The sequence below is a fragment of the Ochrobactrum sp. P6BSIII genome (assembly GCF_014138065.1).
Classification (GTDB): domain Bacteria; phylum Pseudomonadota; class Alphaproteobacteria; order Rhizobiales; family Rhizobiaceae; genus Brucella.
Genome location: NZ_JACGXB010000005.1, coordinates 202,621 through 216,501, shown reverse-complemented (window position 1 = coordinate 216,501; position 13,881 = coordinate 202,621). Strand labels below are relative to the sequence as shown.

Here is a 13,881-nt window from a genome sequence, read left to right as displayed (position 1 = left end):
GGGCTTCTAGTATTCTGTGCAATCGCGCGGAGCCGCTGCGGTTTCGGGGATAATCTTCAGCTTATGGTGTGAACATGTTCGAGAACAGCCATCTGGACCGTATCAAGGCGGAAATCGCCGACAGTTTCGATGAAGAGCTGGAAATGCAGATCGAGGAAGAGCGTCTGGACGCGATGGTCGCCGAGGGCATGTCCGGCCCTGCCGAGCAGACGCTGGAACGCCGCCTGTATTTCCGCGAGTTGTTTCGCCTCCAGCATGAGCTGGTCAAGCTTCAGGACTGGGTGCAGCACAAGAAGCTCAAGGTCGTGGTGCTGTTCGAAGGCCGTGATTCTGCTGGCAAGGGCGGCGCGATCAAGCGCGTGACCCAGCGCCTCAACCCGCGTGTCTGCCGCGTTGTCGCGCTGCCTGCACCGACCGAACGCGAGCGCAATCAGTGGTATTTCCAGCGTTATGTGCCGCATCTGCCGACCGCTGGCGAAATGGTTCTGTTCGACCGCTCCTGGTATAATCGCGCCGGTGTCGAGCGGGTCATGGGCTTCTGCACCAAGGACGAACTGGAAGAGTTTTTCCGCTCCGTTCCCGAGTTCGAACGCATGCTCGTGCGCTCCGGGATCATTCTCATCAAATACTGGTTCTCGATCACCGATGAGGAGCAGGAATTCCGCTTCAACATGCGTATCCACGATCCGCTGAAGCAGTGGAAGCTTTCTCCGATGGACCTTGAAAGCCGCGTGCATTGGGAAGACTACACCAAGGCCAAGGAAGAGATGCTGCATCGCACGCATATTGAGGAAGCGCCATGGTGGGTTGTCGAGGCCGTCGATAAGAAGAAGGCGCGCCTCAATTGCATTGCGCATCTTCTGACGCAGATACCTTATGAGGATGTGCCGAAGTCTGCCATTCATTTGCCGGAACGTGTGCGTCATGACGATTATGTGCGTCACCAGACCCCGTCCGAAATGTATGTGCCGGAAGTCTATTGAACATTACGTGCGAGGCCGCTTTGCGCCGAGCATCGGTATACGACATTGAACATCATTCGCGGTTCCAACATGGAACATAGTCCCGGTCTGGTGGGTGCTTATCACAAGCGCCCCGACCAGCCGGTGGTTGAACTGAAAGCCAATGAGGTGGCCGCCGCTCTGGCCGCGCATGATGGCTGGGTCTGGCTGCATGTCGATCTGGTCGATCAGCGCGCACAGGGTTGGCTTTCGGAACGATGCGGCTTGCCAGCGTCGGCGCGGGCAATATTGGAGGGGCATGACGACAGTCTGGTGCTCAGCCATGAGGCCGGGACGATCCACGGTGTCATCGCCGATATGCATCAGGACATGGAGCGCATGTCCACGACTATCGGTCGCCTGCATTTTGCGGTGACGAGCGGGCTCCTTGTCACCGGCAGGCGGCATCCGCTGGAAGCCATCGACCGGGTCCGCCATTCATTCGCAAGCGGGTTCTGCCCGGCAACGGCCTATGAACTGTTCGAGGCCGTGGTGACAGGTTTCTGTAAGAATACGGCGAAAAGGCTCAACGAAGCGAGCAAAATGCTCGATTCCGTGGAAGACAGGCTGGTGACAGAGCGGTTGAACGACGAGCGCCGGGACCTCAAGGAAGTGCGCCGTCTGGCCGTTTCACTGCACCGCCCGGTGGCCGGTATGGTGGCTTTGTTCGAAGAAGAAGACCGTCTGGACTGGACCTTACCCGATATGGGCCATGCGGTTTTGAAGCGGCTTTCCATGCGGCTTGAGCGGCTCGACCGTGAAATCGTCATGGTCAATGATCGTGCGCGGCTGCTTCAGGAAGAGATCGCGGCGGAACTGGCGGATGATTCAAACCGCAGCCTTAAAGTAATGGCGGTGATGAGCGCCTTGCTGCTGCCGGGCACGCTGATTGCCGGGATTTTCGGGATGAACACCGCCGGACTGCCCTTCACCGGCGATGGGTCCGGTTTTGGCTGGGCGATGCTGCTGGGGGTAGGCGCGACAGCGCTGTTCTATTGGCTTCTCCGCAAGGCCGGTATCAGCCTGCGGTTTTGACTAGCATCGGTGGGGGCGTGTCCCAAACAGGAGGCACCGTTTCACACGACACCTCCCATTGGGAGTATAGTTATTTCTGGGTGGGTGCCGTAGTTTCTGCGCTCGCCGTTGTTTGCGGCTTTTCCATTTTGGTAGAAGATTGCGCACTATGGTAAGTGCAGTCTGCCATCGCAGCCGTAACCGACAGAGCGAGGACAGCGGTCGTCACAAATACGACTTTCATGCCTGTCTCCATTCAATGTTAGTTTCGTGGGGCATTACATCGAGGACTGTAGCAAATGCTGCAAGCCTTGTCTCATCACTTCATATTCTAGTCTCTTGGCAGTTGCCGTGCGCCCCATTCGCTTTCGGGAATGGCGTGACCAATGGCATAGCTGAAGGACTGGATCGACATCGCCTCGGCATCGATCTGACACTTGAAGTCCACGCCATACCACTGGGCGCGGCTGCGAAACGCACCGTTGCTGACCGTCAGGCCGGTGTTGGAAACGGAACCTCCGGCGCACGCCAGCATGTCGGGGAAAGCGCCCGGTTGCTGACGGCGGATCTGTTCAAGCGCTTCGATACTGCAAATCTGGATGACGCGATCCGTTGGCGAGAGTTTGCCGAGCGCTTGTTTTACACGCGGATCGGACAGGGCATCCTTCGAATAAAGCCTGCGCGCCTGTTTGAAATTTTCAGCCTTTTGCTCCGAAACGGCCTTGGCGGCTGGCCTTTCCTGTTCTGGCTTTGGTTGCGGAACGGGTGGGTTTTCGACAGCAGGGGCCGCGGCTCCGTTGGTGTCATCGACATTTGAAGATAGAGCGCTCAGCTCAGCCGCTTCCTGTTTGTCTTCCTGCAGCTGCTCGTTCTTGGCCTCGGCAGTTGCAGGCGGAACTTCGTCGGGTTTTTCGCTAGCTTCCGGGGCAGCTGGCGGGACATCCGGTTGCTCCGGCGTCTCATCCTTGGGGTCGTTGGAAGCGGACTCAAAGGCAAGCTTCTGGGCTTGCGCCTGCGGTGGCGGAGGGGCGGGCTCGTCCTGATCCAGCTTGGGCTTTTCTTCGGCGGGCGGTGGTGGCGGAACAAGCTCTACATTGACGCTCTGTTCCTGCGCCGTCGGCAGTTCTGGCAAGCGGACGAGCAGGACAAAGGCCAGCAGCAGATGCAGGACGATCGAGCTTGGAATACCCCAGCCGATTTCTGCAGATATTTTTCTGGCCAATTGCTGCATTGTTCAGACGATCAAGGATATCCAACTACACGCGCACGGTTACTTGCCGTTGGTGATATCACATTGCAGCGTCAACAACAGGCCCAACAGCACGTGTTGGGCCGAACTATCTTCTGAGCCGGGATGCCAGGCATCCCGGCAAAGTCTTATGCGGCTTCCAATGCCTGCTCGCATCGCAGCAGCATGCCGTAGAGATCGCGGGGTTCATCGGGGTCCGCAAGCATGTCCAGTTCAGCATAGAGACCGGTTTCTTCCAGCTTGCTGCGGACATAGCGCAGGGCGGAAAAGTCTTCGGTTGCAAAGCCGACGCTGTCAAACAGCGTGATCGCCCGATCCGATGTTCTGCCCGGTAGTTTACCGGTGATCACTTCCCACAGTTCCTTGACCGGATAATCTTCCGGCAATTGCTGGATTTCGCCTTCGATACGGGTCTGCGGCGGGTATTCGACAAAAATATCCGAGCGCAGCAGAATTTCCTTGTTCAGCTCGGTCTTGCCGGGGCAATCGCCGCCAACGGCATTGATGTGAACGCCGGGGCCAACCATGTTGTCGCTCAAAATCGTGGCATATTGCTTGTCGGCGGTGACAGTCGTGATGATGTCCGCACCCTCGACAGCTTCCTGCGACGAACCGCAGATGGTAACGGCAAAGCCCTTGTCGGCCAGATTGGCGGCGCAACGTTCGCTTGCCGAGCGGTCGATGTCGAACAGGCGGAGATTGTCGACGCCGAGCAGCGCCTTGAAGGCCAGCGCCTGAAACTCGCTCTGCGCGCCATTGCCGATGATCGTCAGCGTTTTGGAATCCGGGCGGGCCAGATGCTTGGCGGCCACCGCCGAGGTGGCGGCAGTGCGCAAGGCGGTCAGAATGGTCATTTCGGTCAGGAGCAGCGGATAGCCGCTGTCCACATCGGAGAGAACGCCAAAGGCGGTCACGGTCTGACGCCCGGCGCGGGTGTTCTTCGGATGGCCATTCACATATTTGAAGCCATAGAGCGTGCCGTCGCTGGTCGGCATCAGTTCGATAACGCCTTCCTTGGAATGGGAGGCGACGCGCGGCGTCTTGTCGAACTGTTCCCAGCGGCGGAAGTCTTCTTCCACAACCACGGCCAGTTCCTTGAGAAAGGTTTCGACACCCACCGTCAGAACCAGCTTCATCATGTGATCGACGCTGACGAAGGGGACGATATTCAGCTTTTCATTGGTCATTTAAATGAACCTTTTTGTTCAGGGCGCGTGCGCCCGATCAGCGCGCGCCGTTTCCGGTCTTCGCCGTGAGGAATTTTTCAGCGATCATCGAAACGATCTGCGGCAGAACCTCGAAGGCGTAGGGCGCGTGGACACGCTCAAGCTTCTGGTGGAATTCGCGACCCCATGGGCCGATATTGACCACAGGGAAGCGCAGCGCATTGGCGGCTGGATGATCGACGAGGCGCGACACGGGCGTGTTTTGCGACACGATATCCTGTCCAAGCGTTGCCTGACCGAGAAAGCTCATGTCGGAAATGCCCTGGAAATGTGGCTTCCAGACAAGGCTCTGATCGGGGAAGGCGGCGAAAACCTTGATGGTTTCATCAATGGCTTGCTGAAACAGGCGGTCGTTGGTTTTCGTGTTATCGAGATGGCTCGCGGGATAGTGCAGCCCGGCAAAGCCGACAACAATCGCCGGTCCGGCGAGATGGGCCACACCCACAAGCCACTCAGTCAGCTGGCGGCTGACAGCCAGCGGATTGTCGATGCCGGAAAGGCGCTGTTCCTGTTCGTCATAGAGACGTTCAAAGTCGTCGCCTGCAATGTCTGCCGCCATGGCGCGCAGCTGCGTGAAGGTTACCAGCTTCGGTTCAGGAGGAGTTGCTCCGGCGCGCTTGCCGACCAGCTTGCCATAGGCTTCGGCCTGTGCGGTAAAGCGTGCAACCGCATCGACGGCGCCGGTGCGCACTTCGTCCTGAAAGCGCTTGAACAGCTGTTCGGCGGTCATGCCGTGATAGAGCCAGTTAAGCGCGATCCAGAAACGTTCCGGCGTCGTCACTTCATACCCGTCGCGCAGGTCCTTTGCCTCAAGGCAGATGGGCGGTGGGGAAATGTCTTTTTCGTCGCGATCGGCAAGATCGGCATTACCCTCGAAGCGGGTGAGAATGCCTGCGGCCATCGCCTGTGCGCTGACGCCTTCATAAGGGTAGCTGGCATGGGAGCTGCAACCGATGACCAGCGCAAAAGGCAAAAGCTTGCCGATGGTGCCGGCATAGACGGCGCGGCCTTCGCTACCGTCGCCCTGATCGGAGGTCACGTCGAGATTGATGGCAGCCGAAATATCGAGATCGAAGTCCCGGGCAATATCCGGCAGCGCGTTGCGCATGGATCGCATGCCACGGCTTTCGCGTTCTTCATCGGGCGTGACGATCAGGACCAGATTGCCGCTGCGGTCGGGATCGGCGGCAAAGCGTTCAAGGCAGGCAATACCGGCGGCAATACCACTCTTCATATCGAGCAGACCACGACCGGGAAGAAAATCGCCGCTCAGGAGGTCTTCCAGTGCGCGCTCTTCCTGCTGCGAGCGTGAGCGCTTGCCAAGGTCCTTGATCAGCGCCTCTTTTAGATTGACGCTGTCGCAGGAGAGCGATTTCAACTCGTGATAATTGTCGGTCGCAACCGTGTCAAAATGACCGGCAAGCACCACCGTCTCGCGACCCTTGCCGCGAACGAGCGCCACCACATTATGGGTCAGCGGATCGCCATGGCTGGCAACCGTGCGGATATTTCCAGGATTCTGCTGGAAATAGGGAATTTCCTTGAGCAGTTCGACAAAACGGCCGGAGAATTCCGCTTCGCCGGGCGTACCGGTTTCGCTGCGCCAGCTGACCATGCGAAGAGCCAGCTCTTCGACATGCTTCGCATCGATTTGGTTATGCGCCGCCGTTACGGCGTTTTGCGCGCCGTTTGAAACATTCGCAGTCATTGAGTAGTCTCCGTAATATGGAGCGCATCCCGAAAAGTGTGAAACGGTTTTCGGGAAAGATGCGCGTTAAAACAAAGAATTAGAGCGCCGATCTGATCCAATCAGATCGAAACGCGCTCTAGTGCGAAAGATGCTTTCGCAGGAAAGCGCGGGTCCGTTCCTCTTTCGGATTGGACAACATCTGGTCTGGCGATCCCTGTTCGACCACCACGCCGCCATCCATAAACATCACATGGTCGGACACTTCAGCGGCAAAGCGCATTTCATGGGTCACGATAAGCATGGTCATGTGCTCGCTGGCGAGCTGCTTCATCACCTGATTGACCTCTTCAACCAGCTCGGGATCAAGCGCCGATGTGGCCTCGTCGAAGAGCATGACCTTGGGCTGCATGGCGAGTGCGCGGGCAATCGCCACGCGCTGCTTCTGGCCGCCCGACAGGCGGGCCGGATAGGCATTGCCCTTGTCGACAAGCCCGACCTTTGCCAGCAGGGCGTTGGCGCGGTCCAGCGCTTCGGCGTGCGGCAGATGCTTGAGCCGCATTGGTCCGATCATGATGTTTTGCAGCACGGTCAGATGCGGGAACAGGTTAAACTGCTGGAAAACCATCCCCATTTCCTGACGGATATGGTTGATGTGTTTTTCAAAGGCATGGCCCTTGAGCGGCTTGTTGACCTGATTGCCGTCGAGCCAGATTTCGCCGCCCGAGGTTTCTTCCAGCATGTTGATCGAGCGCAGAAGCGTGCTTTTCCCCGACCCGCTGGGGCCGATGATGGAAACGATCTTGCCCCGTGCAACGGTCAGGTCGATGCCCTTGAGAACTTCATGGTCGCCATAGGATTTCCTGATCTGGCGCAATTCGATCATGGGTGTCTGTGTGTTCATCGGATAGCTTCCGCTTTCTTGGCCGCTTTGCTCAATGCCCATTCCATCAGAAGATTGACGGCGTAATAGAGCACGGCGGCGACGAAATAGAATTCGAATGGACGGTAGGTTTCGCTGATGGCGCGCTGCGCATTCAGAACCAGTTCCGTGATGCCGAGGACGGAAAGCACGGCTGTATCCTTGAGCAGGATGATGCTGTTATTGCCCACCTGCGGCAGTGCGGTCAGGATCGCCTGCGGAATGATGAAATAGCGCAGCGACATGCCCCGGCTGAAACCCAGCGAACGGGCCGCTTCCATCTGGCCATTGTCCACGGCTTGCAGGGAAGCGCGGAAAATATCGGCATTATAAGCGGCGTAATGCATGCCAAGGCCGAACACGCCGGTCCAGAAGGCCGGAACCATGATGCCGATCTGCGATAGGCCGTAATAGAGAAGATAGAGCTGGAGCAGCAGCGGCGTTCCCATGAACAGGAACACGATGCCGCGCACCGGCAGGCTGACAACCTTAGGCGCATGCAGCGTCACCAGAGCGATGACGACGCCCAGCACCACGCTGATGATGCCAGCGAGGATTGTGATCAGCACCGTCCAGAGCAGACCGATGAAGAGCAGTTCCAGATAGGAAGGAACGACCGTAAAATCGAGGCTCATGCTTCGGCCCTCCTGTCAGCGTTGAAGAAGGTTTCAATGCCGCGAACGATCATAGAAATGATGGCTATGATGACGATGTAGGCGATACCGGCGACCGTGAAGACTTCGAAGGGCTTGTATGTCGATGTCACGAAACGCTGTGCCGAATAGGTCAGCTCGACCACGCCGATTGTCGAGACAAGCGCGGTGCTTTTGGTCAGGATGATCGTGTTGACGCCGAGCGAACGGATCATCAAGGGTGCTGCCTGCGGCAGAATGAAAAGCCGCATCGTGTTGAAACGTCCAAAGCCGATGCTGCGGGCAGCTTCGCTCTGACCCTTGTCCACGGCCAGAATGGCGCCGCGTATGCCTTCCGACATATAGGCCCCGATGTTGAAGCCCATGGTGATCACACCGGCCATGAACGGGCTGAATTCCAGACCGAATTGCGGGCCGCCGAAGAAGACCAGAAAAAGCTGCACCAGCAGCGGCGTGCCGCGCATGATGCTGACATAGCCTGTGGCGAACCAGCGGAACGGCTTGAAACGCGAAAAGCGGGCGATGACCAGAACGGTTGCGACGACCAGACCAATCAGAAGCGATACGACGGTCAGCTGAACGGTGACCCAGGCAGACTGAACAATGAAGGGAAAAATCCGCTCGATAAGTGCGATATCCATCCTTCAACCTTTCTTCCCCATCGGTGGCTCATGGAATAGCCAGAGGAACCGCGACGCTTGACCGGGCCGCTTGTCGGCGGTCAAAAAGCGGGCAGGACCAAGAAGCTTTCGGGGATCAAAACCGAAGATGGGTTGCGGTCGCAACCCATCTTCTGGAGAGGGAGATTAGCGGATATCCGCGCCGATCCACTTTTCGGAGATAGCCTTGTAGGTGCCGTCGGCCATCATGTCGTCCAGAGCTTTCTGCATGGCAGCGGCAAGTTCCGGATTGTTCTTGCGCACGGCAATGCCGATGTCGTAGCGCGGCAGCTGGTCATCCTTGACCTGCTTGATGGGCGCGTTGCTCTTGGAGATGGCAACTAGAACCGGCACGTCGTCAGCGACAACCGCATCGATACGGCCCGAACCGAGGTCGAGCAGCATTTCCGGCAGGCCCTTATAGGTGCGCACGTCGTATTTGCCCTGTTCGCGGACCCACTTTTCAGAGGTTTCGCCAAGCGTCACGCCGATGGTCTTGCCTTCAAATTCCTTGAGCGAGGTGGCAGCGTCGTCCTTGCGGACGAACAACGCCAGACCCGAACGGTAGTAAGGGCCGACAAAGGCAATGGCCTTCTTGCGTTCTTCGGTGATGCCCATCGAACCGACGATGGTGTCGTAACGGCCGGTGACGAGACCGGCGATGATGCCGTCCCATGCGGTGGTGACGATCTCCGGCTCGACCTTCAGGCGGTGTGCGATTTCAGAGCCGACATCGACGTCGAAGCCGACGACCTTGTTGGATTCATCCACAAAGCTGAAAGGAGGAAAAACGCCGGACAGGGCAATGGACATCTTGCCGGCCTTCTGGATCTTTTCCAGATCGTCGGCCTTGGCCGCGGTCATGGAAAAGCTGAGGCCGAGCGCCAGAAGCGCTGTCGAGAAAAATTTCGCGGTATTCATGTAAGTCAGTTCCCCAGTAAAAGCCCCGGATATCGGGACCGTGAAATCGCCGTTTGCATGCGCTTGTTTTCGTGACCTTGTGACCGGTCCAAGCAGAGATTGGCCGGGGCTGTCCGTGTGTTTCCATCGCGTTCGACGTCTGGAAACCACCTGGGCAATCCCCTTGGCGAAAATCAATATCTGCAATCAGATTGACAAAAAAGAACATAAAGTGATTATTTTTATAAATAACTGCCGATATAGGCAGGCGTACTTACTAAAAAGAAAGAGGGGACATGGACGAACTCGACAAGAGATTGATCACGGAATTGCGTATCAATGGCCGCGCATCGGTGCCACAGCTGGCCGAGCTTCTGGGGGTGGCGCGCGCGACAGCTCAAAAGCGTCTCGACCGCATGGTGGCCAATGGCGACATCAAGGGCTTCACGGTCCGTGTGCGCGACGATATCGGCAAGGACCAGATCAGGGCTTTCATGCTGATCGAAATGTCAGGCTCATCGCTCAAATCGACAATCAGCGCGATCAAGCGCGTGCCGGGTTTGACGGGTCTCTTCAACACGAACGGCATGTGGGATGTGATTGCCGAACTGGAAGTGGCGACCATGTCGGAACTCAACGAGGTGATCTCGACGATCCGTTCACTTCAGGGCGTCAGCAAAAGCGAGACCAACATCATGCTTGGCCCCGCCTGAACCTGCTCAATCATCTCCGACCAGATCGGCATAGACCAGATAACGAAGCGGTCCGGGTGTGATTGCGTCGAACGGGTAACAGGTCGCCAGCACGAGATGTTTTCCTGTCGCCTGCGGGTCGATCGGAGCTTCGTCCCAGCGGGCTAGGGCCATATGCGTCGTGCGATAGGTGACGATCTTTCCGTCGCGCCGCGTGATGCGGATCAGGTCGTTCGGTTCGACATTTTTCAGGAAGGCGAAATGGGTGTCGCGGTGCGCGGCATAGACTGCGGTGCCCCGATCTCCTGCTTCAGGCGTGTTGTCGAGATGCCCCGGGCCGAAGGCAAGCGCCTGACCGCTCGCGCCCTTGAGCGCAATTGCGGCAGCTTCCAGTCGCGGAACTTCGATCCGTGCAACCGGCCATGTATCAGCCCAGCTCCATGGCTTGACTGGCACGCCGGTCGCGACACTCTGTGTAAAAGCGCGTTCCAGCAAGATCTGCGCGGCAAAGGCCTTGGCGTGGATCCATATGCCCTGACCGGCGAGGACCAGACCGCCTGCAATCAGAAGGCAGGCGAGGAGTGTCGAGAGGGAGCGCGCAAGCGCGCCCCCTTTGAGGATGGACTGATGATTACTCATGGCTGCCTGCCTTTTCACGACGTGTGAACCAGAAGAGAAGGGCACCGACCAGCACGGCCAACAATCCCTGAAGCATCAGAAGGGTTGCAGGTGTCGCCGTTTGCGGCAGTGGAAGGTTCGGAGAAACCGGCGACGGAGCGGCCTGAGGCTTGGCTTGGCTATTGACGCCGCTCCACTCGGCGGTTTCGTTCTCGGTTGCCTGTCCGGCATTCGCGTCACGGGTTGCGCCGATACCGAGCAAGGTGCGGTAGTCCCAGCCAGCAGGCAGATGCAGCGGAATATCGGCCTGGGTCAGCGGTATATTGGCAGCGCGAGACGGGGTTACATCCACAGCAACGAGACTGGTCAGGCGCGTCACCAGATGATGATCGAGCGCCAGCCGCAGGATACGGGCATCTGCTGCGTCCTGGCTGATCGAACCGAGCGTAGCTTCAACCTCCGCATCATCAATCTTGCGACGCGCCCAGATCTTGGAAATGCCTTCCGCGTTGCTGGCCTGATCGAGCGGTAGTGTGACGGTCCACGGGTGGTCGCCAACCATGCCGTTGATGGTCACTTCACCGGTTGCCTTGCCCATGCGGGCTGCAATGACAAGCGGTTCGCCGCGATAAAGGTCGGGCAGCAATGTCGGCGTGAGGCTGACATTCTTTTCGGAAAAAGTGGCCCGGATGTCTGTGACGGCGGGGTTTTCCAGCTTGTCGAACAGGGCGCGCATGCGTTCGTCGACTTCCGCGGTCGAACCGATATGGGTGAAGCTGCCGCGACCAAGTTCGGCGGCGCGGTTCATCAGATAGCTGTTCGGGGCTGAACCGATGCCAACCATGAAGATGCGCGAGCGTCCACGCCGGGCGGCGATTGTATCGAGAAGCTCCTGTTCGTTGCTCACGTCGCCATCGGTCAGAAACACGATCTGACGCAGGCCCTTGCTCTGGTGACTGTCATCGAGGGCGGCGTGCAGCGGCGGCAGCATTTCCGTGCCGCCGGAGGCTTCCAGCTGGCCGACAAAGCTGCGCGCGGCGGTGACGTTCTCGCCGGTTGCGGCAACGCTGTCCGGGAAGAACTTGGTCAAAGTGTCGTCAAAGCGGATGACGTTGAAATGGTCGTTCGGTTCCAGTCGCGACAGGGCATAGTCGAGGCTGGCTTTCGCCTGCGCCATGGAAGTGCCGCCCATCGAACCCGAATTATCGATCACGAAGACAATCTCGCGGCTGGTCTTTTTGGGCGCTGCCAGAACCGGCGGTGTGACATAGGCAAGCACATAGTCATCGTTGCCGACCTGCTCACGAAACAGACCGACGGTTGGCGTGGCGCTTGCCGCAGCGCCCCATTCGAGCACGAAGTCGCGATCGGCAATGGCATCGCCCTGCAATGTGATCTGGCGTGCCTCGCCATTCAGCCGGTCGATCTTGACGGGGTGATAGAGGCTCTTCAGATCATCGACCGGGAACCCGGCGTCCAGCTTGATTGCAAGCGTAACCGGGTTGGTTCGTGCGCTGTCCGGTTCGGTCAGTGACGTATGGATCGGCGCGTCATGGGTGGTCTGCGCCGTGCTGGTGGTGGACTGTCGTCCCCAGCCACCATTCAGTTCTGCGCGCTGGTCGATGGCGGCCTTGTCCTGCGGATTGTAGCGCGGCGCAACGACCAGTGGCACGCGCAGCGAAAAGCGGTTATCGGCCAGACGAACGGCCTGCTGATATTCGATCTGCACGACGACCTTTTCATGCGGGCCGATATTGGCAACGGCATTTGTGAAGACGTTGGGCCGCTGCTGCTCAACCAATGCGGCCTTTTTGCCTTCGCTGCGGGCTTGCTCATAAATGGCGCGTGCGGCCTGTTTTTCCTTGATGTCGGCCACGACAACGCGATTGCCGATGATCATTTTCAACGAGTAAACCGCGCTATCTTCGGGCAGTGGAAACACATAGAGCGCTTCAACCCAACCATTGGTGGGATTTTCGAAAGCCTGGGTAAGACGCGCCCGCGCCGTCGGGCCGCTGACAGTGATGTCTACATCGGTGGCAAGGCGCGGGGCTTCGACATATTGTCCGGCCTGTTCGGTCTGCATCAGCAGGCTGCCCGATTCCATCTCATTCGGCGTCACGAAAGCGGTTGTTTCCGCGCGCGCTTGCAAGGGGTGAAACAGGGCGAAGATAACGGCCAGTGCGGGGAGCAGGATAGCGTTCCCAAACCATAGAAGCTGGCAGAAGCGGACGAGAAAATTTCGCCGATCCCTTTGATGTGAAACAGTGATTGCGGTGTGCATGACAGGCTCCCTTCCTCGATGGAGTAACTGGAGCGATTGTCTGCAAGGCGCTGTTTCCTCGCCAGCGTCAGCTTTGACCTCTTTCGTCCGCATCTTGCCGTAAACCGTCTTGCCGCTGGCGGACATGTGTGGAATTGTGAAAGAAAGTACGCAATCAGGAAATTGGCGCATGGTCCACGGGGACCCTTATCTGTCGGAAAATCAAAGCAGTAGCGTTGCGGCGCGGGTTCGCGAGGAAATCGCGCGGCGGCGCATTTCGCGCCAGCGACTCGCGGATGATGCGCGGATCAGTCTTTCAACGCTGGAAAAAGCGCTGTCGGGGCATAGGCCTTTCACGCTTGCCACTATCATCCGGCTTGAACAGGCGATGGGCGTAGCTCTGCGTGAGCCGGGCGGGGCGCTGGCACCGAAAGCCGGGGATGCCGCCGAGCGCCCAGTCGCAAACGGCTACGGAAGTGGCCACGCGCCCGAGGAACTGGGGGCCTATTCGCGGCCTGCCGTTTCGTGGCTGGAGGGAACCTATCTGACCCTGCGCCCATCCTTCGGCGACCCGGATGTGATCTTCGCCTATTGCACGGAAATCGTCTGGGACGATGAAGGCACGCGGCTGCGGTTTCGCGAGCGCGAGCGCACCGACGCCTCCTTTTCGCAGCACGGCTCTATATCCGTCCCGCATTTGTCCGGGCACATCTATCTCGTCACCAATACATCCGGGCAATATCGGATGGTGGTTCTGTCACGGCCCAGCATTACCGGCGAGATGTTCGGCCTGCTGACCACCTTGCGGGCCGGGCAAGGCGCGCAGCTGACGCCGGTTTCAACACCACTGGTGCTTTTGCCGCTATCGACCTTCACGGAGCCGACCTTTGGGCGTGTCGCCAGAGGTGAAGATCACTACAGCGCTTACGCGGCCATATTGGGCAAAGTGCTGGCTGATAATTATGCGGCCTTTGTCAGCCAAAGCTGACAACACTCT

Annotated in this window: 13 protein-coding genes; 4 read left to right on the top strand and 9 right to left on the bottom strand. The window is 58.4% G+C overall.

The features are described from left to right. The first annotated feature begins 74 nt into the window (after positions 1-74). Both ppk2 and FHW00_RS09150 read left to right on the top strand, forming a co-directional pair. Positions 75-983: a polyphosphate kinase 2 gene (ppk2, locus tag FHW00_RS09155; RefSeq protein ID WP_078338237.1), complete on the top strand. Its 909-nt coding sequence runs from the start codon at positions 75-77 to the stop codon at positions 981-983. A 69-nt stretch (positions 984-1,052) separates the two neighbouring features. Then, entirely contained in the window at positions 1,053-2,036 is a 984-nt protein-coding gene (locus tag FHW00_RS09150; protein WP_078338238.1) for a transporter, read from the top strand. A 310-nt stretch (positions 2,037-2,346) separates the two neighbouring features. Here the strand turns inward: FHW00_RS09150 and FHW00_RS09145 are convergent, their stop codons facing one another. From FHW00_RS09145 to FHW00_RS09115, 7 genes are all read right to left on the bottom strand, one after another. Then, entirely contained in the window at positions 2,347-3,246 is a 900-nt protein-coding gene (locus tag FHW00_RS09145; protein WP_078338239.1) for a DUF930 domain-containing protein, read from the bottom strand. Positions 3,247-3,392: 146 nt separating this feature from the next. After that, positions 3,393-4,451: an ornithine cyclodeaminase gene (locus tag FHW00_RS09140; protein ID WP_078338240.1), complete on the bottom strand. Its 1,059-nt coding sequence runs from the start codon at positions 4,449-4,451 to the stop codon at positions 3,393-3,395. Between the two features lie 37 nt (positions 4,452-4,488). Then, positions 4,489-6,198 (bottom strand): M20/M25/M40 family metallo-hydrolase, encoded by a 1,710-nt coding sequence (locus tag FHW00_RS09135; RefSeq protein ID WP_078338241.1) that lies wholly within the window; start codon positions 6,196-6,198, stop codon positions 4,489-4,491. Positions 6,199-6,316: 118 nt separating this feature from the next. After that, positions 6,317-7,081: an amino acid ABC transporter ATP-binding protein gene (locus FHW00_RS09130; RefSeq protein WP_078338242.1), complete on the bottom strand. Its 765-nt coding sequence runs from the start codon at positions 7,079-7,081 to the stop codon at positions 6,317-6,319. Then, positions 7,078-7,734: an amino acid ABC transporter permease gene (locus FHW00_RS09125; protein ID WP_078338243.1), complete on the bottom strand. Its 657-nt coding sequence runs from the start codon at positions 7,732-7,734 to the stop codon at positions 7,078-7,080. The genes FHW00_RS09130 and FHW00_RS09125 overlap by 4 nt, the downstream gene beginning before the upstream one ends. Next, the gene (locus FHW00_RS09120; RefSeq protein WP_078338244.1) at positions 7,731-8,393 is read right to left on the bottom strand and encodes an amino acid ABC transporter permease; all 663 of its coding nucleotides are present in this window, start codon (positions 8,391-8,393) and stop codon (positions 7,731-7,733) included. Before FHW00_RS09120 ends, FHW00_RS09125 begins: the two co-directional genes overlap by 4 nt. 165 nt (positions 8,394-8,558) lie before the next feature. Next, positions 8,559-9,332, bottom strand: coding sequence for an ABC transporter substrate-binding protein (locus FHW00_RS09115; protein WP_078338245.1), 774 nt, complete (start codon positions 9,330-9,332; stop codon positions 8,559-8,561). 275 nt (positions 9,333-9,607) lie between these two features. On the opposite strand from FHW00_RS09115, the gene FHW00_RS09110 reads away from it, so the two are divergent. After that, complete coding sequence (locus FHW00_RS09110; protein WP_078338246.1) at positions 9,608-10,024, top strand: Lrp/AsnC family transcriptional regulator; 417 nt, start codon at positions 9,608-9,610, stop codon at positions 10,022-10,024. Positions 10,025-10,030: 6 nt separating this feature from the next. Here FHW00_RS09110 and FHW00_RS09105 read toward each other — a convergent pair whose 3' ends face one another. Continuing rightward, positions 10,031-10,642, bottom strand: coding sequence for a class GN sortase (locus FHW00_RS09105; RefSeq protein WP_078338247.1), 612 nt, complete (start codon positions 10,640-10,642; stop codon positions 10,031-10,033). Further along, the gene (locus tag FHW00_RS09100; protein ID WP_078338248.1) at positions 10,635-12,905 is read right to left on the bottom strand and encodes a marine proteobacterial sortase target protein; all 2,271 of its coding nucleotides are present in this window, start codon (positions 12,903-12,905) and stop codon (positions 10,635-10,637) included. Before FHW00_RS09100 ends, FHW00_RS09105 begins: the two co-directional genes overlap by 8 nt. A 169-nt stretch (positions 12,906-13,074) precedes the next feature. Here FHW00_RS09100 and FHW00_RS09095 point away from each other — a divergent pair, with 169 nt between their 5' ends. Further along, positions 13,075-13,872: a helix-turn-helix domain-containing protein gene (locus FHW00_RS09095; protein ID WP_078338249.1), complete on the top strand. Its 798-nt coding sequence runs from the start codon at positions 13,075-13,077 to the stop codon at positions 13,870-13,872. Positions 13,873-13,881 lie beyond the last annotated feature (9 nt).